Source organism: Streptomyces fungicidicus (assembly GCF_003665435.1).
Classification (GTDB): Bacteria; Actinomycetota; Actinomycetes; order Streptomycetales; family Streptomycetaceae; genus Streptomyces; species Streptomyces fungicidicus.
In genome coordinates this window covers 4,814,335-4,837,661 of record NZ_CP023407.1, presented here as the reverse complement: position 1 = coordinate 4,837,661, position 23,327 = coordinate 4,814,335, and the positions used below count along the sequence as shown (strand labels likewise).

Annotated in this window: 24 protein-coding genes; 16 read left to right on the top strand and 8 right to left on the bottom strand. The window is 72.6% G+C overall.

Translation table 11 applies throughout. The features are described from left to right. Positions 1 to 27: 27 nt before the first annotated feature. Entirely contained in the window at positions 28 to 1,476 is a 1,449-nt protein-coding gene (locus tag CNQ36_RS22270; protein WP_121547284.1) for an NAD(P)H-quinone dehydrogenase, read from the bottom strand. Positions 1,477 to 1,572: 96 nt separating this feature from the next. Here CNQ36_RS22270 and CNQ36_RS22265 point away from each other — a divergent pair, with 96 nt between their 5' ends. From CNQ36_RS22265 to CNQ36_RS22255, 3 genes are all read left to right on the top strand, one after another. After that, positions 1,573 to 2,013 (top strand): gamma-glutamylcyclotransferase family protein, encoded by a 441-nt coding sequence (locus tag CNQ36_RS22265; protein ID WP_004926589.1) that lies wholly within the window; start codon positions 1,573 to 1,575, stop codon positions 2,011 to 2,013. Between the two features lie 91 nt (positions 2,014 to 2,104). Then, entirely contained in the window at positions 2,105 to 2,929 is an 825-nt protein-coding gene (locus CNQ36_RS22260; RefSeq protein ID WP_121547283.1) for a purine-nucleoside phosphorylase, read from the top strand. A gap of 697 nt (positions 2,930 to 3,626) precedes the next feature. Further along, positions 3,627 to 5,261, top strand: coding sequence for a phospho-sugar mutase (locus CNQ36_RS22255; RefSeq protein WP_121547282.1), 1,635 nt, complete (start codon positions 3,627 to 3,629; stop codon positions 5,259 to 5,261). 80 nt (positions 5,262 to 5,341) lie between these two features. Here the strand turns inward: CNQ36_RS22255 and CNQ36_RS22250 are convergent, their stop codons facing one another. After that, a complete protein-coding gene (locus CNQ36_RS22250) occupies positions 5,342 to 6,082 on the bottom strand; it encodes a PH domain-containing protein (RefSeq protein WP_121547281.1) in 741 nt (246 codons plus the stop codon). A gap of 112 nt (positions 6,083 to 6,194) precedes the next feature. Between CNQ36_RS22250 and deoC the strand changes: the two genes are divergently transcribed. Genes deoC through CNQ36_RS22235 form a run of 3 tightly spaced genes read left to right on the top strand, consistent with a single transcriptional unit; the run spans position 6,195 to position 9,485 of the window. Next, complete coding sequence (gene deoC / locus CNQ36_RS22245) at positions 6,195 to 7,148, top strand: deoxyribose-phosphate aldolase (RefSeq protein ID WP_040908536.1); 954 nt, start codon at positions 6,195 to 6,197, stop codon at positions 7,146 to 7,148. 11 nt (positions 7,149 to 7,159) lie between these two features. Then, a complete protein-coding gene (locus CNQ36_RS22240) occupies positions 7,160 to 8,605 on the top strand; it encodes an aldehyde dehydrogenase family protein (protein ID WP_121548549.1) in 1,446 nt (481 codons plus the stop codon). Then, positions 8,598 to 9,485, top strand: coding sequence for an aldehyde dehydrogenase family protein (locus CNQ36_RS22235; RefSeq protein WP_163013328.1), 888 nt, complete (start codon positions 8,598 to 8,600; stop codon positions 9,483 to 9,485). Before CNQ36_RS22240 ends, CNQ36_RS22235 begins: the two co-directional genes overlap by 8 nt. Positions 9,486 to 9,551: 66 nt before the next feature. On the opposite strand, the gene CNQ36_RS22230 is transcribed toward CNQ36_RS22235, so the two are convergent. Beyond that, positions 9,552 to 9,890 carry a hypothetical protein gene (locus CNQ36_RS22230; RefSeq protein WP_121547279.1) on the bottom strand — a complete coding sequence of 113 codons (339 nt, stop codon included), beginning with the start codon at positions 9,888 to 9,890 and terminating at the stop codon, positions 9,552 to 9,554. Between the two features lie 62 nt (positions 9,891 to 9,952). On the opposite strand from CNQ36_RS22230, the gene CNQ36_RS22225 reads away from it, so the two are divergent. After that, entirely contained in the window at positions 9,953 to 10,681 is a 729-nt protein-coding gene (locus CNQ36_RS22225; protein WP_121547278.1) for a uridine kinase family protein, read from the top strand. 281 nt (positions 10,682 to 10,962) lie between these two features. Here CNQ36_RS22225 and CNQ36_RS22220 read toward each other — a convergent pair whose 3' ends face one another. Then, positions 10,963 to 11,700, bottom strand: a complete 738-nt coding sequence (locus CNQ36_RS22220; RefSeq protein ID WP_121547277.1) for a SigE family RNA polymerase sigma factor — start codon at positions 11,698 to 11,700, stop codon at positions 10,963 to 10,965. Between the two features lie 243 nt (positions 11,701 to 11,943). Between CNQ36_RS22220 and afsQ1 the strand changes: the two genes are divergently transcribed. From afsQ1 to CNQ36_RS22195, 5 genes are all read left to right on the top strand, one after another. After that, the gene (gene afsQ1 / locus CNQ36_RS22215) at positions 11,944 to 12,621 is read left to right on the top strand and encodes a two-component system response regulator AfsQ1 (protein ID WP_030830243.1); all 678 of its coding nucleotides are present in this window, start codon (positions 11,944 to 11,946) and stop codon (positions 12,619 to 12,621) included. Next, positions 12,618 to 14,228: a sensor histidine kinase gene (locus tag CNQ36_RS22210; RefSeq protein WP_121547276.1), complete on the top strand. Its 1,611-nt coding sequence runs from the start codon at positions 12,618 to 12,620 to the stop codon at positions 14,226 to 14,228. The genes afsQ1 and CNQ36_RS22210 overlap by 4 nt, the downstream gene beginning before the upstream one ends. Then, a complete protein-coding gene (locus CNQ36_RS22205; protein ID WP_121547275.1) occupies positions 14,225 to 14,863 on the top strand; it encodes a hypothetical protein in 639 nt (212 codons plus the stop codon). Before CNQ36_RS22210 ends, CNQ36_RS22205 begins: the two co-directional genes overlap by 4 nt. Before the next feature lie 82 nt (positions 14,864 to 14,945). Beyond that, positions 14,946 to 15,524 (top strand): VanZ family protein, encoded by a 579-nt coding sequence (locus tag CNQ36_RS22200; RefSeq protein WP_121547274.1) that lies wholly within the window; start codon positions 14,946 to 14,948, stop codon positions 15,522 to 15,524. Between the two features lie 165 nt (positions 15,525 to 15,689). Then, positions 15,690 to 15,893, top strand: coding sequence for a PspC domain-containing protein (locus tag CNQ36_RS22195; protein ID WP_121547273.1), 204 nt, complete (start codon positions 15,690 to 15,692; stop codon positions 15,891 to 15,893). A gap of 79 nt (positions 15,894 to 15,972) precedes the next feature. Here the strand turns inward: CNQ36_RS22195 and CNQ36_RS22190 are convergent, their stop codons facing one another. Together CNQ36_RS22190 and CNQ36_RS22185 are read right to left on the bottom strand one after the other, a co-directional pair. Beyond that, on the bottom strand, positions 15,973 to 16,317 hold the full coding sequence (locus CNQ36_RS22190; protein ID WP_040906281.1) for a hypothetical protein: 345 nt from the start codon (positions 16,315 to 16,317) through the stop codon (positions 15,973 to 15,975). Between the two features lie 139 nt (positions 16,318 to 16,456). Next, positions 16,457 to 17,614, bottom strand: a complete 1,158-nt coding sequence (locus CNQ36_RS22185) for an adenosine deaminase (protein ID WP_121547272.1) — start codon at positions 17,612 to 17,614, stop codon at positions 16,457 to 16,459. Positions 17,615 to 17,727: 113 nt separating this feature from the next. Between CNQ36_RS22185 and CNQ36_RS22180 the strand changes: the two genes are divergently transcribed. After that, positions 17,728 to 18,489: an alpha/beta hydrolase gene (locus CNQ36_RS22180; protein ID WP_121547271.1), complete on the top strand. Its 762-nt coding sequence runs from the start codon at positions 17,728 to 17,730 to the stop codon at positions 18,487 to 18,489. A 44-nt stretch (positions 18,490 to 18,533) separates the two neighbouring features. Here CNQ36_RS22180 and CNQ36_RS22175 read toward each other — a convergent pair whose 3' ends face one another. Beyond that, the gene (locus CNQ36_RS22175) at positions 18,534 to 19,496 is read right to left on the bottom strand and encodes a LysR family transcriptional regulator (RefSeq protein ID WP_121547270.1); all 963 of its coding nucleotides are present in this window, start codon (positions 19,494 to 19,496) and stop codon (positions 18,534 to 18,536) included. A 63-nt stretch (positions 19,497 to 19,559) separates the two neighbouring features. Here CNQ36_RS22175 and CNQ36_RS22170 point away from each other — a divergent pair, with 63 nt between their 5' ends. Both CNQ36_RS22170 and CNQ36_RS22165 read left to right on the top strand, forming a co-directional pair. Then, entirely contained in the window at positions 19,560 to 20,846 is a 1,287-nt protein-coding gene (locus CNQ36_RS22170; RefSeq protein WP_121547269.1) for an MFS transporter, read from the top strand. A gap of 142 nt (positions 20,847 to 20,988) precedes the next feature. Beyond that, positions 20,989 to 22,005 (top strand): sigma-70 family RNA polymerase sigma factor, encoded by a 1,017-nt coding sequence (locus CNQ36_RS22165; protein ID WP_121547268.1) that lies wholly within the window; start codon positions 20,989 to 20,991, stop codon positions 22,003 to 22,005. On the opposite strand, the gene CNQ36_RS22160 is transcribed toward CNQ36_RS22165, so the two are convergent. After that, positions 21,889 to 22,278 (bottom strand): STAS domain-containing protein, encoded by a 390-nt coding sequence (locus CNQ36_RS22160; RefSeq protein WP_121547267.1) that lies wholly within the window; start codon positions 22,276 to 22,278, stop codon positions 21,889 to 21,891. The two genes, CNQ36_RS22165 and CNQ36_RS22160, sit on opposite strands and share 117 nt — an antisense overlap. A gap of 127 nt (positions 22,279 to 22,405) precedes the next feature. On the opposite strand from CNQ36_RS22160, the gene CNQ36_RS22155 reads away from it, so the two are divergent. Next, complete coding sequence (locus CNQ36_RS22155) at positions 22,406 to 23,326, top strand: AEC family transporter (protein ID WP_121547266.1); 921 nt, start codon at positions 22,406 to 22,408, stop codon at positions 23,324 to 23,326. The last annotated feature ends 1 nt before the right edge of the window (position 23,327 follow it).

Genomic DNA, 23,327 nt, shown 5'->3' with positions numbered 1-23,327 from the left:
TGACCGGCGGGGGGCCGTTTCCGGCCGTCAGGCCTCCCCGTCCGCCTTCCGCGTGTGCAGCTGCCGCGCCACCTCCGCGATGGAGCCCGACAGCGAGGGGTAGACCGTGAAGGCGTTCGCGATCTGCTCCACCGTCAGGTTGTTGTCGACCGCGATCGAGATGGGGTGGATGAGTTCCGAGGCGCGGGGCGAGACGACCACGCCGCCCACCACGATGCCGGTGCCGGGGCGGCAGAAGATCTTGACGAAGCCGTCGCGGATGCCCTGCATCTTCGCGCGCGGATTGCGCAGCAGCGGCAGCTTCACCACGCGGGCGTCGATCTTGCCGCCGTCGACGTCGGCCTGCGAGTAGCCGACGGTGGCGATCTCGGGGTCGGTGAAGACGTTCGACGAGACCGTCTTGAGGTTGAGCGGGGCCACCGCGTCGCCCAGGAAGTGGTACATGGCGATACGGCCCTGCATCGCCGCCACCGAGGCCAGCGCGAAGACGCCGGTCACGTCACCGGCGGCGTACACACCCGGAGCCGTGGTCCGGGAGACCTTGTCGGTCCAGATGTGGCCCGACTCCCGCAGCCTGACCCCGGCCTCCTCCAGGCCCATGCCCTCGGAGTTCGGGATGGCGCCCACGGCCATCAGGCAGTGTGACCCGGTGATGACGCGGCCGTCGGCGAGCGTCACCTCCACCCGGTCCCCGACCCGCTTCGCGGACTGCGCACGCGAGCGCGCCATGACGTTCATGCCGCGCCGCCGGAAGACGTCCTCCAGCACGGCGGCGGCGTCCGGGTCCTCGCCCGGCAGCACCCGGTCGCGCGACGACACCAGCGTCACCTTCGAGCCGAGGGCCTGGTAGGCGCCGGCGAACTCGGCGCCCGTGACACCGGAACCGACCACGATGAGCTCCTCGGGGAGCTCGTTCAGGTCGTACACCTGCGTCCAGTTGAGGATCCGCTCGCCGTCGGGGCGGGCGTCCGGCAGCTCGCGCGGGTGCCCGCCGGTCGCGATCAGCACGGCGTCCGCGGTGAGCGTCTCCTCGGTGCCGTCCGCGGCGCGCACCACGACCTTCCGGGAGCCGTCGAGCGCCTGCATGCCCTCCAGCCGGCCCCGCCCGCGCAGCACGCGCGCGCCGGCCCGGGTCACGGAGGCGGTGATGTCGTGCGACTGGGCCAGCGCGAGGCGCTTCACACGCCGGTTCACCTTGCCCAGGTCCACGCCGACCACCCGGGCGGCCTGCTCCATGGGCGGGGTGTCGTCGGCGACGATGATGCCCAGCTCCTCGTACGAGGAGTCGAAGGTGGTCATCACCTCGGCCGTGGCGATCAGGGTCTTCGACGGCACGCAGTCGGTGAGCACCGACGCCCCGCCCAGACCGTCGCAGTCGACGACGGTCACCTCCGCGCCGAGCTGAGCGGCGACCAGCGCCGCTTCGTATCCGCCGGGTCCGCCACCGATGATCACGATCCGAGTCACATGCTCCATTGTCCCGCACACCTCAGCGTGCGACCGCCCGGGGGCCCGAGCCGTGGCCCCCCTGTTACCGGAGTGGCCCGCCTCCCCCTGCCGTACCCTTCCCCCATGTCGCTCTACGCCGCGTACGCCGGCCATCTCGACGCGCGGCTGATGTCCCGCCGCGCCCCGCACTCGCCGCTGCGCGCCACCGGCTGGCTGAACGGGTGGCGGCTGACCTTCGGCGGCGAGCACATGGGCTGGGAGGGCGCGCTGGCCACGCTCGTCGAGGACCCGATCTCGCAGGTCTTCGTGGCCCTGTACGACATAGCGCCGATGGACGAGGAGGCCCTGGACCGCTGGGAGGGCGCGGCCGGCCTGGACCTCTACCGGCGCACGCGGGTGCGCGTGCACACCCTGGACGGCGAGGAGCCTGCCTGGACGTACGTCCTCAACAGCTACGAGGGCGGCCTCCCCTCGGCCCGCTACCTGGGCGAGATCGCGGACGCGGCGGAGTCCGCGGGCGCGCCCCACGACTACGTGATGGAACTGCGCAAGCGCCCCTGCTGAGAACCGCCCGCCGGAAACGACAAGACAACGATGGCCAACGCATCGGCAACGACATCTACGCGCGTAGGCGAATACGGGCTACCCTCATCGCGTGAACGCTTCTCTTCTTCCGGACGACATCCAGGGCGACCCCTACGCCGCCGCCGACGCCGCCGCCGCGCGCCTGCGCGAACTCACGGGCGCCGAGACCCACGACGTCGCCCTCGTGATGGGCTCCGGCTGGGCCCCGGCCGTGGACGCCCTCGGCACGCCCGAGGCCGAGCTCCGGGTCACCGAGCTGCCCGGCTTCCCGCCGCCGGTGGTGGAGGGCCACGGCGGCACGGTCCGCTCGTACGCCATCGGCGCGAAGCGGGCCCTGGTGTTCCTGGGCCGCACCCACTACTACGAGGGCCGCGGGGTCGCCGCGGTGGCCCACGGCGTCCGTACGGCCGTGGCGGCGGGCGCGAAGACGATCGTCCTGACGAACGGCTGCGGGGGTCTGCGCGCGGGGATGCGCCCCGGCCAGCCGGTCCTGATCAGCGACCACATCAACCTCACCGCGACCTCGCCGATCGTCGGCGCGAACTTCGTCGACCTCACGGACCTGTACTCCCCGCGGCTGCGGGCGCTGTGCAAGGGGATCGACCCCAGCCTGGAGGAGGGCGTCTACGCCCAGTTCCCCGGCCCGCACTACGAGACTCCGGCGGAGATCCGGATGGCCCGGGTGATCGGGGCGGACCTGGTCGGCATGTCGACGGTCCTCGAGGCGATCGCCGCGCGGGAGGCGGGGGCGGAGGTGCTGGGGATCTCCCTGGTCACCAACCTGGCCGCGGGTATGACGGGCGAGCCCCTCAACCACGAGGAGGTCCTCCAGGCGGGGCGGGACTCCGCGACGCGGATGGGGTCCCTGCTGGCGCAGGTCCTCGGTCGCCTGTAGCCAGCGGCAGCCCGAGCCGGGGCCGGTGCGGTCCGGGTGCCCCGCGCAGCCACTCACCCAGCACGCCGCACGCCGCCCGGCACCCGGCAGGTTGCCCCCCATCGCTGTGTGCCGGGAGCGGCCCTGCGGCCCGGTGCCTGCCGGGTTGCCCGGCGTGGGTGCGGGCCGGGGGTGAGTCGCGCAGCCCGGCGCCCACGGGGTGCCGTCGCGCCCACCCGTGCCGCCCTGCGGCACGACTGCCCGCGGAGAACGGGAGTGCGACTGCCCGCGGAGGGCGGCGGGGCGGGGGTGGGCTGCCGCCCCAGCGGCCGGTACGACTGCCCGCGGAGTTCGGAGTTCGGAGTGCGAGGTACGGCTGCTCGCGGAAAGCCGGGGTGCGGCTGCCTGCAAAGAGCGCGGGTACGGCTGCCTGCAAAGAGCGCGGGTGCGGCTGCCTGCAAAGAGCGCGGGTGCAGCTGTCCGCAGGCGGGCGGCGTGGGCGGCGGACAGCCGCCCACGGCGCGGAGGGGACGGGGCGGGGGTGGCCGCCCGCAGTGGCTGGCGCGTCCGCGCCCTGTGCACATGGCAGCTTGGACAGTCGCGCCAGTCCGAGGACGGCCACCCCCGACCCGGCCCCGCCCCACCCACCACACCGTGGGCACCAGACCGCACCCCATGACAACCTGACTGACGACCAACGAGAGAGGCCGAACCGACCGTGCAAGACGACGCCCTCATCGCACAGGCCCAGGCGTGGCTCGCCGAAGACCCCGACCCGGACACCCGCGAGGAACTCGCCCGCCTCATCGACGCCGGCGACCACGCCGAACTCACCGCCCGCTTCAGCGGCACCCTCCAGTTCGGCACCGCCGGCCTCCGCGGCGAACTCGGCGCGGGCCCGATGCGCATGAACCGCTCCGTCGTCATCCGCGCAGCCGCCGGCCTCGCCGCGTACCTCAAGAAGCAGGGCCACACCGACGGCCTCGTCGTCATCGGCTACGACGCCCGCCACAAGTCCCGCGACTTCGCGGAGGACACCGCCGCCGTCATGACCGGCGCGGGCCTGAGGGCCGCCGTCCTCGGCCGCCCCCTCCCCACCCCCGTCCTCGCCTTCGCCATACGGCACCTCAACGCCGTCGCCGGAGTAGAGGTCACCGCCAGCCACAACCCGCCCCGCGACAACGGCTACAAGGTGTACCTCGGCGACGGCTCCCAGATCGTCCCCCCGGCCGACGCGGAGATCGCCGCCGAGATCGAGGCAGTCGCCTCCCTCGCCACGGTCCCCCGCCCCACCGAAGGCCCGCGGACCCTCGACGACGGCGTCCTGGACGCCTACCTCGCCCGCACGGACGCGGTCCTCGCCAAGGGCTCCCCCCGCACCGCCCGCACCGTCTACACGGCGATGCACGGGGTCGGCAAGGACACCCTCCTCGCCGCGTTCGCCCGCGCGGGCTTCCCCACCCCCGACCTCGTCACCGAACAGGCCGACCCCGACCCGGAGTTCCCGACCGTCGCGTTCCCCAACCCGGAGGAGCCCGGCGCGATGGACCTGGCCTTCGCGAAGGCCCGGGAGACCGACCCCGACCTGGTGATCGCCAACGACCCGGACGCCGACCGCTGCGCCGCGGCCGTAAAGGACGGCGCGGACTGGCGCATGCTGCGCGGCGACGAGGTCGGCGCGCTGCTCGCCGCCCATCTGGTCCGCCGCGGAGCGACCGGCACGTTCGCCGAGTCGATCGTGTCCTCGAGCCTGCTCGGCCGCATCGCCGAGAAGGCCGGCCTGCCCCACGTGGAGACCCTGACCGGCTTCAAGTGGATCGCCCGCGCCGAGGGCCTGCGCTACGGCTACGAGGAGGCGCTCGGCTACTGCGTCGACCCGGACGGCGTGCGCGACAAGGACGGCATCACGGCGGCGCTCCTCCTCACCGAGCTGGCGTCCGAGCTGAAGGAGGAGAACCGCACCCTCCTCGACCTCCTCGACGACCTCGCGGTGGAGCACGGCCTGCACGCCACCGACCAGCTCTCGGTCCGCGTCCAGGATCTCTCCCTCATCGCGGCCGCGATGCGCCGTCTGCGCGACCAGCCGCCCACCGAGCTGGCCGGCCTGCGCATCACCCGGACCGAGGACCTGACGGAGGGCACGGACACGCTCCCGCCCACCGACGGCCTCCGCTACACCCTGGACGGCGCACGGGTCATCGTCCGCCCCAGCGGCACGGAGCCGAAACTCAAGTGCTACCTGGAGATCGTGATCCCCGTGGCCACCAAGGCGGACCTCCCCGCCGCCCGCACGAAGGCGACGACCCTCCTGGACGACATCAAGCGGGACCTGTCCCGCTCGGCCGGCATCTGAGAACACCCGAACAAAAAAGCGGGGCGCGGCAACCGCGCCCCGCCCCCACCTCGCCGCACTCGCCGAACTCGCCGCCGGCCCTACCCCACCCCCAGCAGCACAGCCAGCAGCACGGCCCCCACCACCGCGGGCCCCGCGATCTCGTAGGCCCACCGCACGGTCACCTCGCCCTGCGCGGCCTCCTCCGACTGCCGCAGCTCGTGCATCTCCCGCATCTCGTCCATCGCCCGGTCGCTCTCGGCCCGCTTGGGCCCCGAGGGAACCCCTCCCGGCCCGAGCCCGCCCCGCCCCGCGGACGCCCGCGCACCCGAGCCCGCACCCGAGCCCGAGCCCTCCGAACCCGAGCCCGCGCGCGCGGCCCGCGCGGCCTGCGCCGCCGCCCGCGTCTCGGCCCGGACCGCCTTGTTGCGGGCCCGCAGCGAGACCGGAAGCGCCCAGAGCTGGTACTTCGTGCCGGACTCGTCGAAGACCTCGTTGGAGAAGCCGGACCGCAGCGAGGCGACCTGCCCCCAGGGCAGCTCGATCACGCGGAACGGGTTGCGCACGCGCAGCCGTTCGTCGTTCACGTACACGGCGGGGCGCAGGGTGTAGGCGACGACCAGGGGCACGAGCAGGAGCATCGTGGCGAGGGCCAGCCAGGGGGTGCGTCCCTCTCCGGTGACCACCGCGTCGATGCCGAGCCAGCCGATGAGGGCGAGCAGCAGCACACCGCCGACGAGGGCCGCGGGCGAGCGGTAGACACGGTCCTGGTAGCGGGGGGCCGCGGACCCGGGCGGCCTCGTGGGCTCCGGGTCGTTCGGCTGGTGCTCGGGGGTCGTCATGCTCCCGATTCTGCACGACGCCCGGCGGAGCCTCGCAGGCGGCGGACGCCGTACGGGAGGATCTCGGGGGCTGTACAGCCGCTACGCGCGTAGATATGCTCGTCTGGTGACCATGCCCACCACTGCACCACACGCCCTCAGCGACGTCACCGCGTCCGGCAGCACGCTGCGCCGCTTCCTCCACGGGCTGCCCGGCGTCGACGCGGTCGGCCTGGAGGCGCGTGCCGCCTCGCTCGGCACGCGTTCGATCAAGACGACCGCGAAGGCGTACGCCATCGACCTCGCCATCTCGATGGTCGACCTGACGACGCTGGAAGGCGCGGACACCCCGGGCAAGGTCCGGGCGCTCGGCGCGAAGGCGGTCCACCCCGACCCGACCGACCGCACCACGCCCGCCACGGCCGCGGTCTGCGTCTACCCCGACATGGTGGCCACGGCGAAGCAGGCGGTGGCGGGGTCCACCGTCAAGGTCGCGTCCGTCGCCACCGCGTTCCCGGCCGGCCGCGCCCCGATCGCCGTGAAGCTGGCGGACGTCCGCGAGGCCGTCGCCGCCGGCGCGGACGAGATCGACATGGTCATCGACCGCGGGGCGTTCCTCGCGGGCGACTACCTGAAGGTGTACGACGAGATCACCGCCGTGAAGGAGGCCTGCGGGACGAGCGCCCGCCTGAAGGTCATCTTCGAGACGGGCGAGCTGTCGACGTACGACAACATCCGCCGGGCCAGCTGGCTCGGCATGCTGGCCGGCGCGGACTTCATCAAGACGTCGACCGGCAAGGTCGCCGTCAACGCGACCCCCGCGAACACCCTCCTCATGCTGGAGGCGGTGCGCGACTTCCGCGCCCAGACCGGCGTCCAGGTCGGGGTGAAGCCCGCCGGCGGCATCCGCACGACGAAGGACGCCATCAAGTTCCTGGTCCTGGTCAACGAGACCGCGGGCGAGGACTGGCTGGACAACCACTGGTTCCGCTTCGGCGCCTCCTCGCTGTTGAACGACCTGCTGATGCAGCGCCAGAAGCTGGCGACCGGCCGCTACTCCGGCCCTGACTACGTGACGGTGGACTGACCCCCATGACCATGGAAAAGCGGACACCCGCATTCGAGTACGCGCCGGCGCCCGAGTCCCGCGCGGTCGTCGACATCGCCCCCTCCTACGGCCTGTTCATCGACGGCGAGTTCACCGAGGCCGCCGACGGCAAGGTCTTCAAGACCGTCTCCCCCTCCACGGAGGAGGTGCTCTCCGAGGTCGCCGAGGCCGGTGAGGCGGACGTCGACCGCGCGGTGAAGGCCGCCCGCAAGGCGTTCGAGAAGTGGTCGGCGCTGCCCGGCGCGGAGCGCGCCAAGTACCTGTTCCGGATCGCCCGGATCATCCAGGAGCGCAGCCGCGAGCTGGCCGTCCTCGAAACCCTCGACAACGGCAAGCCGATCAGGGAGACCCGCGACGCGGACCTGCCCCTGGTCGCCGCGCACTTCTTCTACTACGCGGGCTGGGCCGACAAGCTGGACCACGCCGGCTACGGCGCGAACCCGCGCCCCCTCGGCGTGGCCGGCCAGGTCATCCCCTGGAACTTCCCGCTGCTGATGCTGGCGTGGAAGATCGCCCCGGCGCTCGCCACGGGCAACACTGTCGTCCTGAAGCCCGCCGAGACGACCCCCCTCTCCGCGCTGTTCTTCGCGGACATCTGCCGTCAGGCGGGGCTCCCCAGGGGCGTCGTCAACATCGTCACCGGTGACGGCCGCGCCGGAGCCGCGCTGATCGCCCACCCCGACGTGAACAAGGTCGCCTTCACCGGTTCGACCGCCGTCGGCAAGGAGATCGCGCGCACGGTCGCGGGCACCCGCAAGAAGGTGACCCTCGAACTCGGCGGCAAGGGCGCCAACATCGTCTTCGACGACGCCCCGATCGACCAGGCCGTCGAGGGCATCGTCAACGGCATCTTCTTCAACCAGGGCCAGGTCTGCTGCGCGGGCTCCCGTCTGCTGGTCCAGGAGTCGATCCACGACGAGCTGCTGGACTCCCTCAAGCGCCGTCTGTCCACGCTCCGCCTCGGCGACCCGCTGGACAAGAACACCGACATCGGCGCGATCAACTCCGCCGAGCAGCTGGCCCGGATCACCGCGCTGGCGGACCGGGGCGAGGCGGAGGGCGCCGAGCGCTGGTCCCCGGCGTGCGAACTCCCGGAGAGCGGCTACTGGTTCGCCCCGACGCTGTTCACGGGCGTCACCCAGGCGCACACCGTCGCCCGCGACGAGATCTTCGGCCCGGTCCTGTCCGTCCTCACCTTCCGCACGCCCGACGAGGCGGTCGCCAAGGCCAACAACACGCCGTACGGCCTGTCGGCCGGCATCTGGACGGAGAAGGGCTCGCGCATCCTCGCGGTCGCGAACAAGCTCCGCGCGGGAGTGATCTGGTCCAACACGTTCAACAAGTTCGACCCGACCTCGCCGTTCGGCGGCTACAAGGAGTCGGGCTTCGGTCGCGAGGGCGGCCGCCACGGCCTGGAGGCGTACCTCGATGTCTGACCGACTCAACGTGCTGAAGACCTACAAGCTGTACGTCGGCGGGAAGTTCCCGCGTTCCGAGAGCGGCCGGGTGTACGAGGTGACCGACGCGAAGAAGAACTGGCTGGCCAACGCCCCGCTCTCGTCCCGCAAGGACGCCCGTGACGCGGTGGTCGCCGCGCGGAAGGCGTTCGGCGGCTGGGCGGGCGCGACGGCGTACAACCGCGGCCAGATCCTCTACCGCGTCGCGGAGATGCTGGAGGGCCGCCGGGACCAGTACGTCCGTGAGGTCGCCGAGGCCGAGGGCCTGTCGAAGTCGAAGGCCGGCGACCAGGTGGACGCGGCGATCGACCGCTGGGTCTGGTACGCGGGCTGGACCGACAAGATCGCCCAGGTGGTCGGCGGCGGCAACCCGGTCGCGGGACCGTTCTTCAACCTCTCCTCCCCCGAGCCGACGGGAGTGGTCGCCGTCCTCGCCCCCCAGGAGTCGTCCTTCCTGGGCCTGGTCTCGGTCGTCGCCCCGGTGATCGCGACCGGCAACACGGCGGTGGTCGTCGCGAGCGAGAAGTCCCCGCTCCCGGCGCTCTCCCTCGGCGAGGTGCTGGCCACCTCCGACCTCCCGGGCGGCGTGGTCAACATCCTCTCCGGCCGTACGGCGGAGATCGCCGCCCCGCTCGCCGCGCACCAGGACGTCAACGCGATCGACCTCGCGGGCGCCGACGAGGCGCTGGCGAAGGAGCTGGAGATCGCGGCCGCGGACAACCTGAAGCGCGTGCTGCGTCCACAGCCTGTGGACAACTGGTCGGCGACTCCCGGCACGGACCGCATGACGGCGTTCCTGGAGACCAAGACGGTCTGGCACCCGACGGGTTCGCTGGGCGCGTCCGGTTCGGCGTACTGAGCGACGCCCCCGCGGCCGGAGCGCCGTGCCCCGCCCCCTTCAGGGCGGGGCACGGCGCTCCGCCGTTCAGCTCCGCAGCATCCCGGCGGCCTGTCCCGCCACCGGAACGCTGCCCACCGAAGGCGCCTGGGCGACCGGTCCCGTGACCTCCCGGGAGTCCACCGACCGGAAGTCGGCGACCTGGGTGCCGACGCCGTTGTCGAGCGGGTCCACGCCCGTGCCGGCCAGCGGGTTGGGCTTGAGGTCCGCGACCGCGCCGACGGCGTGCCCGGCGTCGTCCGCGAGCCCCCCGGAGTCCGCGGCCGCCGCCGTGGCCGCGCCGGCGCCGAGCACCACTCCCGCGGTCGCGAGGACCGTCAGCGCGCGCCGCGCGACCGGTGTCCTGGGAGCCCTGTGTCGTGCCATCGCTCTGCCACCTCGCGCCTTCGCCGGGTAATCGGTCCGACGCGCAGAGTAGTGGAAGTGTGATGCGTGCTTCAAAGCCCTGCCGCGGGGTCGTACGCCACCCGGACGATGCCTCAAACTGGTGTCCCGTGAGCTCCTCCCCGTCGTCCATATCCGCGCGAGTCGTGCTGCTCTGCGGCCCCTCCGGCTCCGGCAAGTCCCTCCTCGCGGCCCGCTCCGGCCTTCCGGTGCTGCGCCTCGACGACTTCTACAAGGAGGGTGACGACCCGTCGCTGCCCCTGGTGGCCGGCACCTCCGACATCGACTGGGACCATCCCGGCTCCTGGGACGCGGACACCGCCGTGGCCGCGATCGACCGGCTGTGCCGCACCCGTCGCGCCGAGGTCCCCGTCTACGACATCTCGCTGAGCGCCCGTACGGGAGAGGCGGCCGTCGACATCGGCGGCACCCCGCTGTTCATCGCGGAGGGCGTCTTCGCCGCGGAGATCGTGGGCCGCTGCCGTGAACAGGGGCTGCTGGCCGACGCGCTGTGCCTGAACAGGGGCCCGGTGCGGACCTTCCGGCGACGCTTCCTGCGGGACCTCAGGGAGGGCCGCAAGTCGGTGCCGTTCCTGCTCCGCCGCGGCTGGCGGCTGATGCGGCTGGAACGGTCGATCATCGCCCGTCAGACGGCGCTCGGCGCGCACGCCTGCGACCGGGACGAGGCGCTGGGCCGTCTGGCGAGGGCGGCGGTCGCCGGACGCACGGCGCCGGACGCGACGGGCGCGACGGCCACGCCGTCCCAGCGGTAGCCGCCAGGGAGAGCCGGGCGCGCACGAAAGGCGGGACCGGACGGGCCCCCCGGCCCTACCAGTCCCGCTGTTTCGCACTCCCCCGCGATCCCTCCGGATCCCCCGGATCCCCCGGATCACCGGAGGTCCCCCGTGACCCCCCTGTGCTCCCCCGCTGTTCCCCCTTTTCCCCCGGGTTCCCCCCTGTTTCCCCGTGTTCCCCCGGTCCCCACCGGTCACGGCGACGTCCCCCGACGTCCCCGCTGTCCCCCTCTTACTCCCCCCGTGGTCCCCCCGAACCTTCAGGCGACAAGCTCCCCGAAGGCGTCCTCCTCGTCACGGCCGAAGCTGAGGACCTCGTCCTCGCGCAGCCGGCGGAGCGACCGCCAGATGCTCGACTTCACCGTGCCGACACTGATGCCGAGGATGTCCGCGATCTCCGGGTCCGTACGACCCTCGTAGTAGCGCAGGACCAGCATGGTGCGCTGGAGCTCGGGCAGCCGGGCCAGCGCCTGCCACAGGACCGCGCGCAGCTCGGTGCCGCGCATCGCGTCCGTGTCCTGGGCCGTCTCCGGCAGTTCCTCGGTCGGGTACTCGTTCAGCTTGCGGCGGCGCCACGCGCTGATGTGCAGGTTGGTCATGGTCCGGCGCAGGTAGCCGCCGACGGCCGCCTTGTCGCTGATCCGGTCCCACGCCCGGTAGGTCGAGAACAGCGCGCTCTGCAGCAGGTCCTCGGCCTCGAAGCGGTCGCCGGTCAGGTGGTAGGCGGTGGCGTACAGGGAGGCGCGGCGCTCCTGGACGTAGGCGGTGAACTCCGCCTCCGCCGGGGAGCGGCGTTCCCCCTGGTCCTCCCCGTACGCGGTCCCCCCGTGCGTGCCCCCCGTGGGCGCGTCCACCACCGTCATGATCGCGGTGTGCTGACGCCCGGTGCCGCGAGCGCACCCCCGCCCGCTCACGGCACCGGACTTCTCTGAACCCCGGTGCAGATCGTGCAGACGCGTGATCACTGCGCTGGTGCTGGTGCCGTGCAGCGTGTTCATCTCGCGCCCCCCGTCGTGGACTTCCGGTGTTCTGCCCTGCTGTTGTGCTTGTGCCGAAAAGCTTGCCGGGGGACCTTCATGGCCGTGTCTGCCGACTGTCACAGACGTGTCACAGGGGTCGGTCACCGCGGGACCACAGATCCTTCACAGGCGTCCGTGCACGTAGCGGCACGTATCCGGGCCCAACGGGCATCTGCCGCCCACGGGTCGAAGAGGGAGGCCTCCATGGGCCAGAATGAGCCCGTGCCTTCCCTGTTGCTGATCGAGGACGACGACGCCATCCGCACGGCCCTGGAGCTCTCACTGACGCGCCAGGGTCACCGGGTGGCGACCGCTGCCAGTGGTGAGGACGGTCTGAAGCTGCTGCGCGAGCAGCGGCCGGATCTGATCGTGCTGGATGTGATGCTGCCCGGCATCGACGGGTTCGAGGTGTGCCGGCGCATCCGGCGCACGGACCAGCTGCCGATCATCCTGCTGACCGCCCGCAACGACGACATCGACGTGGTGGTCGGGCTGGAGTCCGGCGCCGACGACTACGTCGTCAAACCCGTGCAGGGCCGGGTGCTGGACGCCCGTATCCGCGCGGTGCTGCGGCGCGGGGAGCGGGAGTCCAGCGACTCGGCGACCTTCGGCAGTCTGGTCATCGACCGTTCGGCGATGACCGTGACGAAGAACGGCGAGGACCTCCAGCTCACCCCGACCGAGCTGCGGCTGCTGCTGGAGCTGAGCCGGCGGCCGGGGCAGGCGCTGTCCCGGCAGCAGTTGCTGCGGCTGGTGTGGGAGCACGACTACCTGGGCGACTCGCGTCTGGTGGACGCCTGTGTCCAGCGGCTGCGCGCCAAGGTCGAGGACGTGCCGTCCTCCCCGACCCTGATCCGTACGGTGCGCGGTGTCGGCTACCGGCTGGACGCGCCTCAGTGACACAGGAGCACCAAGGGGGGACCGGCGGCTGGTCCGCCGCGCGCAGGGGAGTGTGGTCACGGCTGCGGTTCACGAGCCTGCGGCTGCGGCTGGTCGTGGTGTTCGGGCTGGTGGCGCTCACGGCCGCGGTCTCCGCGTCCGGTATCGCCTACTGGCTGAACCGCGAGTCGGTGCTGACCCGTACGCAGGACGCGGTGCTGCGCGACTTCGAGCAGGAGATGCGCAACCGGGCGGGCGCGCTGCCCGAGCACCCGACCCAGGACGAACTGCAGCGCACGGCGGGGCAGATGGCGAACAGCAGCCAGCGCTTCACCGTGCTGCTGGTCGCCGAGAACCCCGACGGGCGGACTGTGTACGGCAGTTCGGGCGGGCTGAACGGCTTCTCGCTGCAGGACGTGCCGGTCTCGCTGCGCGAGGCGGTCACCGAGCGGCAGAGGATCACCTCGACCAACAAGTCCCCCCACCATCTCTACTGGCAGCGGATCATCGACGACGACACCCCGTACCTGGTGGCGGGGTCCATGGTGATCGGCGGCGGGCCGACCGGCTACATGCTGAAGTCGCTGGAGCCGGAGGCCAAGGACCTCAACTCGCTGGCCTGGTCGCTGGGGATCGCCACCGCGCTGGCGCTGATAGGTTCCGCGCTGCTCGCGCACGCCGCCGCCACGACCGTGCTGAAGCCGGTGCAGCGGCTCGGGGCGGCCGCCCGGCGGCTCGGAGAGGGCAAGCTGGACACCCGGCTGAGGGTGTCGGGCACCGACGAACTGGCGGACCTCTCCCGGACGTTCAACAAGGCGGCGGAGGCGCTGGAGAAGCGGGTGGCGGACATGGCCGGCCGCGACGAGGCGTCCCGGCGGTTCGTGGCGGACATGAGCCATGAGCTGCGTACGCCGCTGACCGCGATCACGGCGGTGACCGAGGTCCTGGAGGAGGAGCTGGAGTCCGAGGGCGGCGGCATCGACCCGATGGTCGAGCCCGCGGTACGGCTGGTGGTGAGCGAGACCCGGCGGCTGAACGACCTGGTGGAGAACCTGATGGAGGTCACCCGCTTCGACGCGGGCACCGCCCGGCTGGTCCTGGACGACGTCGACGTCGCCGACCAGATCACCGCCTGCATCGACGCGCGCGCCTGGCTGGACGCGGTCGACCTGGACACCGAGCGGGGCATCCACGCGCGGATCGACCCGCGCCGGCTGGACGTGATCCTGGCCAACCTCATCGGCAACGCGCTCAAGCACGGCGGGTCGCCCGTGCGGGTGGCGGTGCGGGAGTGCCCCGCGGAGGGCGCGGAGGGCGCCGGGGACGGCGGTGATGTGGTCATCGAGGTGCGGGACCACGGGCCGGGCATCCCCGAGGAGGTCCTGCCGCATGTCTTCGACCGCTTCTACAAGGCGAGCGCGTCACGGCCGCGCTCCGAGGGCAGCGGCCTGGGCCTGTCGATCGCGCTGGAGAACGCCCATATCCACGGCGGCGAGATCACCGCGGCCAACTCCCCGGAGGGCGGTGCCGTGTTCACCCTGCGGCTGCCGCGGGACGTGTCCGCGCGCGACGCCTCGGAGAAGACCGGTGACAACGGGGACGAGGGCACCGAGGAGGACGCCCGGTGAAGGCGCGAAGGACCGGCACACGACGCACCGCGGTACGCCGTGCGCCGGCGCTGCTGACGGTGGGGATGCTCGGGACGCTGCTGGCCGGGTGCGGGATACGGGCCACGGAGGTGCCGACCGACTTCGGTCCCGCCCCGTCCCGGGTGAGCTGCTCGCAGACCGGGCCGGAGGTGTCGACGCAGGCGCAGCGGGGACTGCCGGTGCGGGTGTTCCTGCTGTGCGGGTCGTCGCTGGTGGCCGTCGACCGGACGGTGCGGGTGCCGGAAGGGGCGGCGGACTCACGGCGGGCGCTGGTGGCGCAGGGGCTGCTGGACGAGCTGTCCCAGCAGCCGCCGGCCGCCGAGCAGCAGGCCGGGTACGCCACCCGGGTGCCGGACGGGACGACCGTGAGCGGTCCCCGGTCCGGAGACCCGGACGACACGCTGCGGCTGAGCGCCGCGCCGGGGAGCCTCACCTCCGCCGGGCTCGCGCAGATCGTGTGCACCTTCTCCGACTCCGCCGCGGCGGAGGGCGACGGCTCGGTGATCCTGGGCGGCCCCGACGACACCCGGCCGCGCCGCTACCGGTGCACGGACGAGGTCCGGTCCCGTCCGGACGACGAGGAGCCGCCGTCCTCGGAGGTCACCGGCGGTTGAGCCCGCACTGTGGCGCATGCCTCACCCGGTGAACGGGTGACATCCCGGAACCGATCGTGCCGAACGCCGCGTCTAGGGGGTCGTGCAGCGTCAAGGCTTCATCGGCGGCACCGCCGCGATCCGTATCCATGTGACAGGGGGTCTCCTCCTGGCCGCGTATCTCGCGTTCGTCGCCTGGTACACGCTGCGCCCGTTGGACGTCCCCTGGGTGATGCCCGCCAATCTGCGTCCGCTGGACGGCATCCGCGGTGATTTCGCGCTGGGCTGGGCCACGGGGCTCCGCCGGGTCGCTGGGGGGCTGGCGCTGCTCGCGCCGCTGGGCGTGCTGCTGCCGATGGCCGGGGGCCGGCTGGCCGTGTCGCGGCTGGGTTCGCTGATCCGCACCATGGCGGCGACCGCGCTGGTGTCGCTGGCCGTCGAACTGCTGCAGACGGCGGTGCCGGGCCAGGTGGTGGACGTGGACTCGCTGCTGCTGAACACGGCGGGAGCGGCGCTCGCGCACGCGGCCGTGGTGCCGGCGGGGCGCGCCTGGCTGCTCCGGCGGGCCGGGCGGTCCGTCGCGGCCGGTCTCCCGGAGGAGCCGGCTCAGGGTAGGACCCCGACGATTCCCAGGGTCGGTATCGCCCCGTGGAGCGACGCTTTGCCCCCTTCGTCTCCGTAACGTGGAAGGTGGAAGAAACGCCCACGAGCCCGCCACCCCGGCGAGCCCCCGGACCGGTCACCGGACACGTCCAGGACCGCGAAAGGCGAGTGTCCGCACACGCCGGCCGGGAGGGAGCCGAAGGGGCGCCCCGTAGGCGACCGAGCCCACGAAGAGGAGCCGAAGATGAGCAGCCGTCTCGCCCGCCCCACCAACGACCGCATGATCGGCGGAGTGTGCGCCGCGCTGGCACGGCGCTTCGGCACCTCGGCCACCACGATGCGGGTGATCTTCCTGCTGTCGTGTCTGCTTCCGGGACCGCAGTTCCTGCTCTACATAGCGCTGTGGATCCTGCTGCCCTCGGAGGACAAGACACGCGCCGCCTGGTGACGCCCTCGCGCCGTCTTCCCTGAGTACGCGGATGGGGCGCGCCCGGATCCCGGGTGCGCCCCATCGGCGTAGGCGCGGGTCAGCCCAGCGGGAGTCCGTTGAGGTTGCTGCCCTGGGTGGGCAGTTCCCGCACGGGCAGGCCGCCGAGGAGGCCGGAGGCGGGGACCTGGGGGCCCGCCTGCTCGGCGACCGGCTGGGCGGTCGCCAGGCCGGTGCCGGCCAGCTCCTGGCCCGCCTGCAGCGCCCGGTCCGAGGTCGGCACCGCGCCGGTCACCTGCTCCGCCGGCACGGCCCGGGTGACGGTGTCCAGCGCCGGGGCGGCGTCCGGAACGGCCGGGGCCGCGTTGGCGGCGCCGGCGCCGGCGGCGGCGAAGGCGGCACCCAGAGCGGCGACACCGAGGGTCTTGACAGCAGACTGCTTCATGAAAATGCGTCCTCGAAATGGGGTACGGGGAGTGAGCGGTGCTGCGACCGTAAACACGACGCGCCTTCCGCCGCAAACATCGAAATGCGGACGGATTGTGAAATGCTCCCGCACCCGCTTTTCACGCGGACGCGTTCCGTCAGTCCTCCGAATCCGGAGAACCGCTGGTGGAGGCGGTCTGCCGGAACAGCCATTCGGATTTCAGTTCGGCATATCCGGGCTTGATCACGTCATTGATCATGGCCAGTCGTTCATCGAAAGGAATGAACGCCGACTTCATCGCATTGACGGAGAACCACTGCATGTCGTCGAGCGTGTAACCGAACGCGTCGACCAGGTGCTCGAATTCCCGGCTCATTCCGGTGTGGGACATCAGACGGTTGTCGGTGTTCACCGTGACCCGGAAATGGAGCCGGCGCAGCAGCCCGATCGGGTGCTCCGCGTACGAGGCGGCGGCACCGGTCTGCAGGTTGGAGCTCGGGCACAGTTCCAGCGGGACGCGCTTGTCGCGGACGTAGGAGGCGAGCCGGCCGAGTGCGACCGTGCCGTCGTCGCGGACCTCGATGTCGTCGATGATGCGCACGCCGTGTCCGAGCCGGTCGGCGCCGCACCACTGCAGGGCCTGCCAGATGGACGGCAGTCCGAACGCCTCGCCGGCGTGGATGGTGAAGTGGTTGTTCTCCCGCTTCAGGTACTCGAAGGCGTCGAGGTGCCGGGTGGGCGGGTAGCCGGCCTCGGCGCCCGCGATGTCGAAGCCGACGACGCCCTGGTCCCGGTAGCGGTTGGCGAGTTCGGCGATCTCCAGGGAGCGGGCCGCGTGCCGCATCGCGGTGAGCAGGGCGCCGACCCGGATGCGGTGGCCGTTCTCCCGCGCGCGCCGCTCCCCCAGCCGGAAGCCCTCGTTCACCGCGTCGACGACCTCTTCGAGGGTCAGTCCCCCTTCGAGGTGCTGCTCGGGGGCGTACCGCACCTCCGCGTAGACGACGCCGTCCTCGGCGAGGTCCTCGGCGCACTCGGCGGCGACCCGGACGAGCGCGTCGCGGGTCTGCATGACGCCGACGGTGTGCGAGAACGTCTCCAGGTACCGCTCCAGGGAGCCGGAGTCGGCGGCCTCCCGGAACCACAGGGCGAGCTTGTCGGGATCGGTCTCGGGAAGCTGGAGGTACCCGTTCCGGGCGGCCAGGTCGACGACGGTGCCGGGGCGCAGCCCGCCGTCGAGGTGGTCGTGCAGCAGAACCTTGGGCGCCCGGCGGATCTGGTCCGCCGTGGGGGCGTTCGCGATGGTCTGGCTCGTCATTGCGGCACTCTAACGCCTACGCGCGTAGATCCCCGGAGGCGCGAACCCGTCGATACGCAACGGTGACCGCACGGACGGGTTTGGTACACCGCCGCTTCTGAGAATGTTCTGTCATGGCACAGCAAGCGACGCCGGTTCGCACGGCCCGGCTGGGGAGGGCGCTCGGCCCGGAGCCGACGGCGGTGAGCGGCGTGGTGCTGCTGCTCCCCGGCGGCGACGAGGTCTCCAGCCGCAGACCGTCCCCCATGATGGCGGCCGCCTCCGTGCGCGCCCTGGGGCGCCGTCTCACCCGCGCGGGCCGGGAGCAGAGCCTCGCCGCCCATGTCGTCCACTACCGCTACCGGGGCTGGAACGGCAGCGAGGCGCATCTCGCCCGCGATGCCGCGTGGGCCGCGGAGGAGACCGTGCGGCGGTACGGGGACGTTCCCGTCTGCCTCGCCGGTGTCGGCATGGGCGGCCGGGCCGCGCTCCGGGCGGCGGGCCACGAGGCCGTCAACTCCGTACTGGCGCTGGCGCCCTGGCTGCCGGACGATGACGTGGCGGCGCCACCCGAACCGGTGAAGCAGCTCGCCGGGCGGCAGGTGCTGATCGTGCACGGCACGAATGACGCGCGGAGCGATCCGGAGCTGTCGTTCCGGCTGGCGGCGCGGGCGAAGAAAGCGAACCGGGAGGTGTGCCGGTTCGAAGTCCACGCGGACGGGCACGGCTTGAGCCAGTACCGGGACGAAGTGCTTGCGCTGTCCGAGGACTTCGTGATGGGGGCGCTGTTCGGGCGGGCGTTCTCGCGGCCCGTGCAGGATGCCCTGGCGGCGCCTCCGCCGCTGGGGTTGCGGATGCCGTTGGCCGCGGGGTTCGGCAGGTCCCTGCGGCGGTAGCGCCGCAGGGGGACCGCCGTCCGGCCCGTGCGGGAGGCCGCTCCTCAGGTGGGCAGCAGTGTGCCCCTCTTGGACAGCAGGAACTTCTTGAACGCCGCCACGGGAGGTGTGTCGGGGTGCCCGGCCAGCCAGGCGACGCCGATCTCCCGCGCCGCCCTGGGGGCCGTGACCGTCAGTTCCACCACGCCCGGGCGGGGGAAGGGAGGTGGCGGGAGGAGGGCCACGCCCAGGCCCGCCGCCACCAGGCCGCGCAGGGTTTCGGCCTCCTCGCCCTCGAAGGCGATACGGGGTCTGAACCCGGCCTGGGCGCAGAGGTCGTCGGTGATGCGGCGCAGGCCGTAGCCGGGCTCCAGGGTCACGAAGGTCTCGTCGGCGGCCTCGACGAGGCGGATGCGGCGGCGGCCGGCGAGGCGGTGGTCGGCGGGGACGACCAGGCGCAGCTTCTGCTCGTCGAGGCGGCGGGCGACGAGGTCGGGGGCGTCGGGCACCGGGGAGGTCAGGCACAGGTCGAGTTCGCCCGCGCGCAGGCCCTCCAGCATGGCCTCGCCGTAGTTCTGGACGAGGCTGAAGCGGATGCGCGGGTGGTCGGCGCGGAAGGCGTGCAGCAGTCCGGGCACGGTCTCGGCGCCCATGGTGTGCAGGAAGCCGAAGGCGACCTTGCCGGTGGCGGGGTCGGCGTCGGCGCGCACCTCGTCGGCGGCGCGTTCGATCTCGGCGAGGGCGCGTTCGACGGAGGTGAGGAAGGCGCGGCCGGCGGGAGTGAGGGAGACCGTGCGGCCGTGGCGGGCGAACAGGTCGACGCCCAGGTCCTCCTCGAGGCGGACCATCGCGCGGGACAGGGTGGACTGCGGGACCTCCATCTCCTGGGCGGCGCGGGTGACGTGCTCGGTCCGGGCGACTCCGGCGAAGTAGGCGAGCCGGGGTGCCAGCAGCCGGGACATGTCGTCCGTGTCTCGTGTGTCACCGGTCCGTGACAGCCGTCCGCCTGACCTCTGCTGATGCGCCATGGGAACGATTATGGCGATTCCATGCATTGGACGGATGAGCGGGGGCGTACGTAGCTTCGAGGCATGACTCCCGCCAGTACCGGGGCGTCCACCAGCGTGGGCGCCGTCGCATCCGTTCCTTCTCCCCAGCCCGCCCCCGGAGCCGTCTCCGAGTCCCGGATGTCCCCGGGCGGACCCGGTTACCGCCGGATGAGTCTCGCCCTGTTCCTCGCGGGTGTCGCGACCTTCGCGCTGCTGTACTCCACTCAGGCCCTGCTGCCGCTGATCTCCGGCGACTTCGCCGTGAGCGCGGGCGACGCGAGCTGGACGGTGGCCGCGGCAACCGGTGGTCTGGCGCTGTTCGTCCTGCCGATGAGCGCGCTGTCGGAGCGCTTCGGACGGCGTACGGTCATGACGGCGTCCCTGGCCGTCGCGGTCACCCTCGGTCTGCTGGTGCCCTTCGCGCCCTCGCTGGGCGTGCTGGTGGCGCTGCGGGCGCTGCAGGGTGCGGCGCTGGCGGGACTGCCGGCGTCGGCGACCGCGTATCTCGCGGAGGAGGTCACGCCCAAGGCGCTGGTGACGGCGATCGGGCTGTTCGTGGCCGGCAACAGCGTCGGCGGGATGAGCGGCCGGGTGATCACCGGCTGGGTGGCGCAGGAGTGGGGCTGGCGGGTCGCCGTCGGGGCGATCGGCGTGGTCGCGGTGGCGTGTGCGGTGGCGTTCCGGCTGCTGCTCCCGGCGCCCCGGCACTTCCGGGCGGGCTCGCTGCGGCCGGGTGTGCTGGTGCGGACGGTGCGGGACCACCTCGCCAATCCGTTGCTGCGGCGGCTGTACGCGATCGGCGCGCTGTTCATGACGGTGTTCGGCGGTGTCTACACGGTGATCGGCTACCGGCTGACGGAGGCGCCGTTCTCGCTGCCGCAGGGCGTCGTCGGCTCGATCTTCCTGGTGTACCTGGTGGGCACGGTCTCGGCGTCAGCGGCGGGGCGGCTGGTCAGCCGGCTGGGCCGCCGGGGCGCGCTGTACGCGGGCGGCGCGACGACGGCGGCGGGACTGCTGCTGTCGCTGGGCGGGACGCTGCCGATGGTGCTGCTGGGTCTCGTGCTGATCACGGCGGGGTTCTTCGCCGGGCACGCGGTGGCGTCGTCGGCGGTCGGGAAGACCGCGACGGTGGGACGGGCCCAGGCGTCCGCCCTCTATCAGTCCGCGTACTACGTCGGGTCCAGCGTGGGGAGCACGGTGGGCGCGGTGGCGTTCCACGCCGGGGGCTGGGCCGGGACGGTCGCGGTCGGCCTGGTGGCGGTGACCGGCGTCGCGGTGATCACCCTGGCGGGTACCCGGGCCGCGCGGGCGGCTGTGCAGCCGGCCTGAGGGAGGTTCCAGGCCGGCGGGTATGACACCCGTTGACCTGCGCCTTCGTCCACTCGGCGGGCCGTTGTCAGTGGGCTGCGGTAGCTTCCGGAGTGGTGGGTGCGATGGTGCGCCACGGAGAAGCCACAGGGGTGGGTGGACGATGACGAACGGCACCGCGACGACGGCCGGCCTGGACGCCAGGCTGGAGCAGTACCGGGTCGAACTGACCGGATACTGCTACCGGATGCTGGGCTCCTCCTTCGAGGCGGAGGACGCGGTGCAGGACACGATGATCCGCGCGTGGCGCAGCTTCGACAAGTTCGAGGGCCGCTCCAGCCTGCGCTCCTGGCTCTACCGCATCGCGACCAACGTCTGCCTGGACATGCTGACGGCGGGCAACAAGCGCGCCCGCCCGATGGACCTGACGGAGTCCACCCCGCTGGCGCGGGCGGCGCTGTCCCCCCGCCCGGACAACACCTGGCTGGAGCCGATGCCCGACTCCCGGGTGCTGCCCACCCCCGCCGACCCGGCGGAGGCGGCGGTCGCCAAGGAGTCCGTGCGGCTCGCGTTCATGGCCGCGCTGCAGCAGCTGCCGGCCAAGCAGCGGGCGGTGCTGATCCTGCGGGAGGTGCTTGCCTGGAAGGCCGCCGAGGTCGCCGAGCTGCTGGGCACCTCCGTCGCGTCGGTCAACAGCGCGCTCCAGCGGGCCCGGGCGACGCTCGCCGAGCGACAGCAGCCGGGCGCCGGGGCGGCGGTCTCCGACCCCCTGGACGAGGAGCAGAAGAAGCTGCTCGACCGCTATGTGGCGGCGTTCGAGGGGTACGACATGTCCGCGCTGACCGCGCTGCTGCACGAGGACGCCATCATGACGATGCCGCCGTTCGACCTGTGGCTGACCGGCGCCGACGACATCACGGGCTTCATGACGACGCTGGGCGCGCCCTGCGCGGGTTCCCGGCTGGTACCGGTGCAGGTCAACGGCATGCCGGGGTTCGCCCAGTACAAGCCGGACCCGGAGGCCGGCGGTTTCACGCCGTGGGCGGTCCAGGTGCTGGAGATCTCAGACGGCCGGATCACGGGCTTCCACTGCTTCCTGGACACCCAGCGGTGGTTCCCGCTGTTCGGGCTGCCCCTCCGTCTCGAAGCGGAGTCCGACCAGGTCGAGCAGGGCGCATAGCGCCGCGGAGGGATCACGCAGCCGTATCCGGCCCCCGGACCGGCGGGCGGTGAGCTGGAGCCGTGCCAGCAGGTTCACGGCGGCGAGTCCGGGCGGCCCGAGACCGGCCACGTCGCACACGACCACCCGGCCCGGCCCGCCGCCCTCCAGGAGTGTCCGCAGCGCGTCGCAGGGCCCGCTCACCTCGTCCCCGGTGAGAGGGCCGCTGAGCACGAGTACGGGCGGTGTCATGGCGTCCACGACCGGTAGACCGGAGAGCGGCGGGTAACTCATCGCGAGGACCGGCGCCGTAAGGATCACATTGACCGGAGCGCACCCCTCCCCAGAGGGTTGGGTGTATGCGCCATAGATCATCCCCGCCGACGGTGTCCGGTACTTTTCGCGTCCGCGGGGAGCTGCCGTGCAGGGGGTGCTGAGCGGGTTCCTGGTGATCGCCGTCGTCATCGGCGTCGGCTACGTCATCGGCCGCCGGGGGTACCTCGGCGCGGAGGGCCGCGAGGTCCTCACCAAGCTGGCGTTCCATGTGGCGTCGCCCGCGCTGCTGTTCACCACCCTCGCGCGGGCCGATCTGTCGGTGGTGTTCTCCGGCCGGCTCCTGGTCACCGCGCTGAGCACGGCGGCGGTGGCGGGCGTCTTCGTCGCGGTGGGCGTCGCGCGCCGCTGGGGCGTGGGACGCACCACCATCGGCGCGCTGTGCTCCAGCTACGTCAACTCCGGAAACCTCGGCATCCCGATCGCGGTGTACGTGCTGGGCGACGCCTCGCTGGTGGCGCCGGTGTTGCTGTTCCAGCTGGTCGGGGTCACGCCGGTCGCGCTGACGATCCTCGACCTGTCGACGGCGGGCGAGAAGCAGCCGCTGTGGCGGCGGCTGCTGACGCCGCTGCGCAATCCGATCGCGGTGGGGTCACTGGCGGGGGTGGCGGTGTCGGCGGCCGGGATCGGGATACCGGGGCCGGTCTGGGACCCGGTGCAGCTGATCGGCAACATGGCGGTCCCCGCCGTGCTCCTGGCGTTCGGCATCTCGCTGCGCGGCAGCACCCTGCCCCTGCGGGGCGGCGACCGCGGCGCGGTGCTGCTCGCCGTGGGCCTGAAGGCGGTGGGCCAGCCGCTGGTCGCGTGGGTCCTGGCGGTGGGCGTCTTCGGCCTGCGCGGGGCGCATCTGCTGGACGTGGTGGTGACCTCGGCCCTCCCGGCCGCCCAGAACCTCTTCACCTACGCGAGCAGCTACCGCGTGGGCGAGAAACTGGCCCGCGAGGCGATCCTCGTGTCGACGGTGCTGTCGGTCCCGGTTCTGGTGGTGGTGGCGGCGCTGCTCGGGTGAC

Coding starts and splice junctions, on each gene's coding strand:
- CNQ36_RS22270 (WP_121547284.1), bottom strand. CDS start 1,476: ATGGAGCATGTGACTCGGATCGTGATCATCGGTGGCGGACCCGGCGGA.
- CNQ36_RS22265 (WP_004926589.1), top strand. CDS start 1,573: ATGTCGCTCTACGCCGCGTACGCCGGCCATCTCGACGCGCGGCTGATG.
- CNQ36_RS22250 (WP_121547281.1), bottom strand. CDS start 6,082: ATGACGACCCCCGAGCACCAGCCGAACGACCCGGAGCCCACGAGGCCG.
- deoC (WP_040908536.1), top strand. CDS start 6,195: ATGCCCACCACTGCACCACACGCCCTCAGCGACGTCACCGCGTCCGGC.
- CNQ36_RS22240 (WP_121548549.1), top strand. CDS start 7,160: ATGGAAAAGCGGACACCCGCATTCGAGTACGCGCCGGCGCCCGAGTCC.
- CNQ36_RS22235 (WP_163013328.1), top strand. CDS start 8,598: ATGTCTGACCGACTCAACGTGCTGAAGACCTACAAGCTGTACGTCGGC.
- CNQ36_RS22230 (WP_121547279.1), bottom strand. CDS start 9,890: ATGGCACGACACAGGGCTCCCAGGACACCGGTCGCGCGGCGCGCGCTG.
- CNQ36_RS22225 (WP_121547278.1), top strand. CDS start 9,953: ATGCGTGCTTCAAAGCCCTGCCGCGGGGTCGTACGCCACCCGGACGAT.
- CNQ36_RS22220 (WP_121547277.1), bottom strand. CDS start 11,700: ATGAACACGCTGCACGGCACCAGCACCAGCGCAGTGATCACGCGTCTG.
- CNQ36_RS22195 (WP_121547273.1), top strand. CDS start 15,690: ATGAGCAGCCGTCTCGCCCGCCCCACCAACGACCGCATGATCGGCGGA.
- CNQ36_RS22190 (WP_040906281.1), bottom strand. CDS start 16,317: ATGAAGCAGTCTGCTGTCAAGACCCTCGGTGTCGCCGCTCTGGGTGCC.
- CNQ36_RS22185 (WP_121547272.1), bottom strand. CDS start 17,614: ATGACGAGCCAGACCATCGCGAACGCCCCCACGGCGGACCAGATCCGC.
- CNQ36_RS22180 (WP_121547271.1), top strand. CDS start 17,728: ATGGCACAGCAAGCGACGCCGGTTCGCACGGCCCGGCTGGGGAGGGCG.
- CNQ36_RS22175 (WP_121547270.1), bottom strand. CDS start 19,496: ATGGCGCATCAGCAGAGGTCAGGCGGACGGCTGTCACGGACCGGTGAC.
- CNQ36_RS22170 (WP_121547269.1), top strand. CDS start 19,560: ATGACTCCCGCCAGTACCGGGGCGTCCACCAGCGTGGGCGCCGTCGCA.
- CNQ36_RS22165 (WP_121547268.1), top strand. CDS start 20,989: ATGACGAACGGCACCGCGACGACGGCCGGCCTGGACGCCAGGCTGGAG.
- CNQ36_RS22160 (WP_121547267.1), bottom strand. CDS start 22,278: ATGAGTTACCCGCCGCTCTCCGGTCTACCGGTCGTGGACGCCATGACA.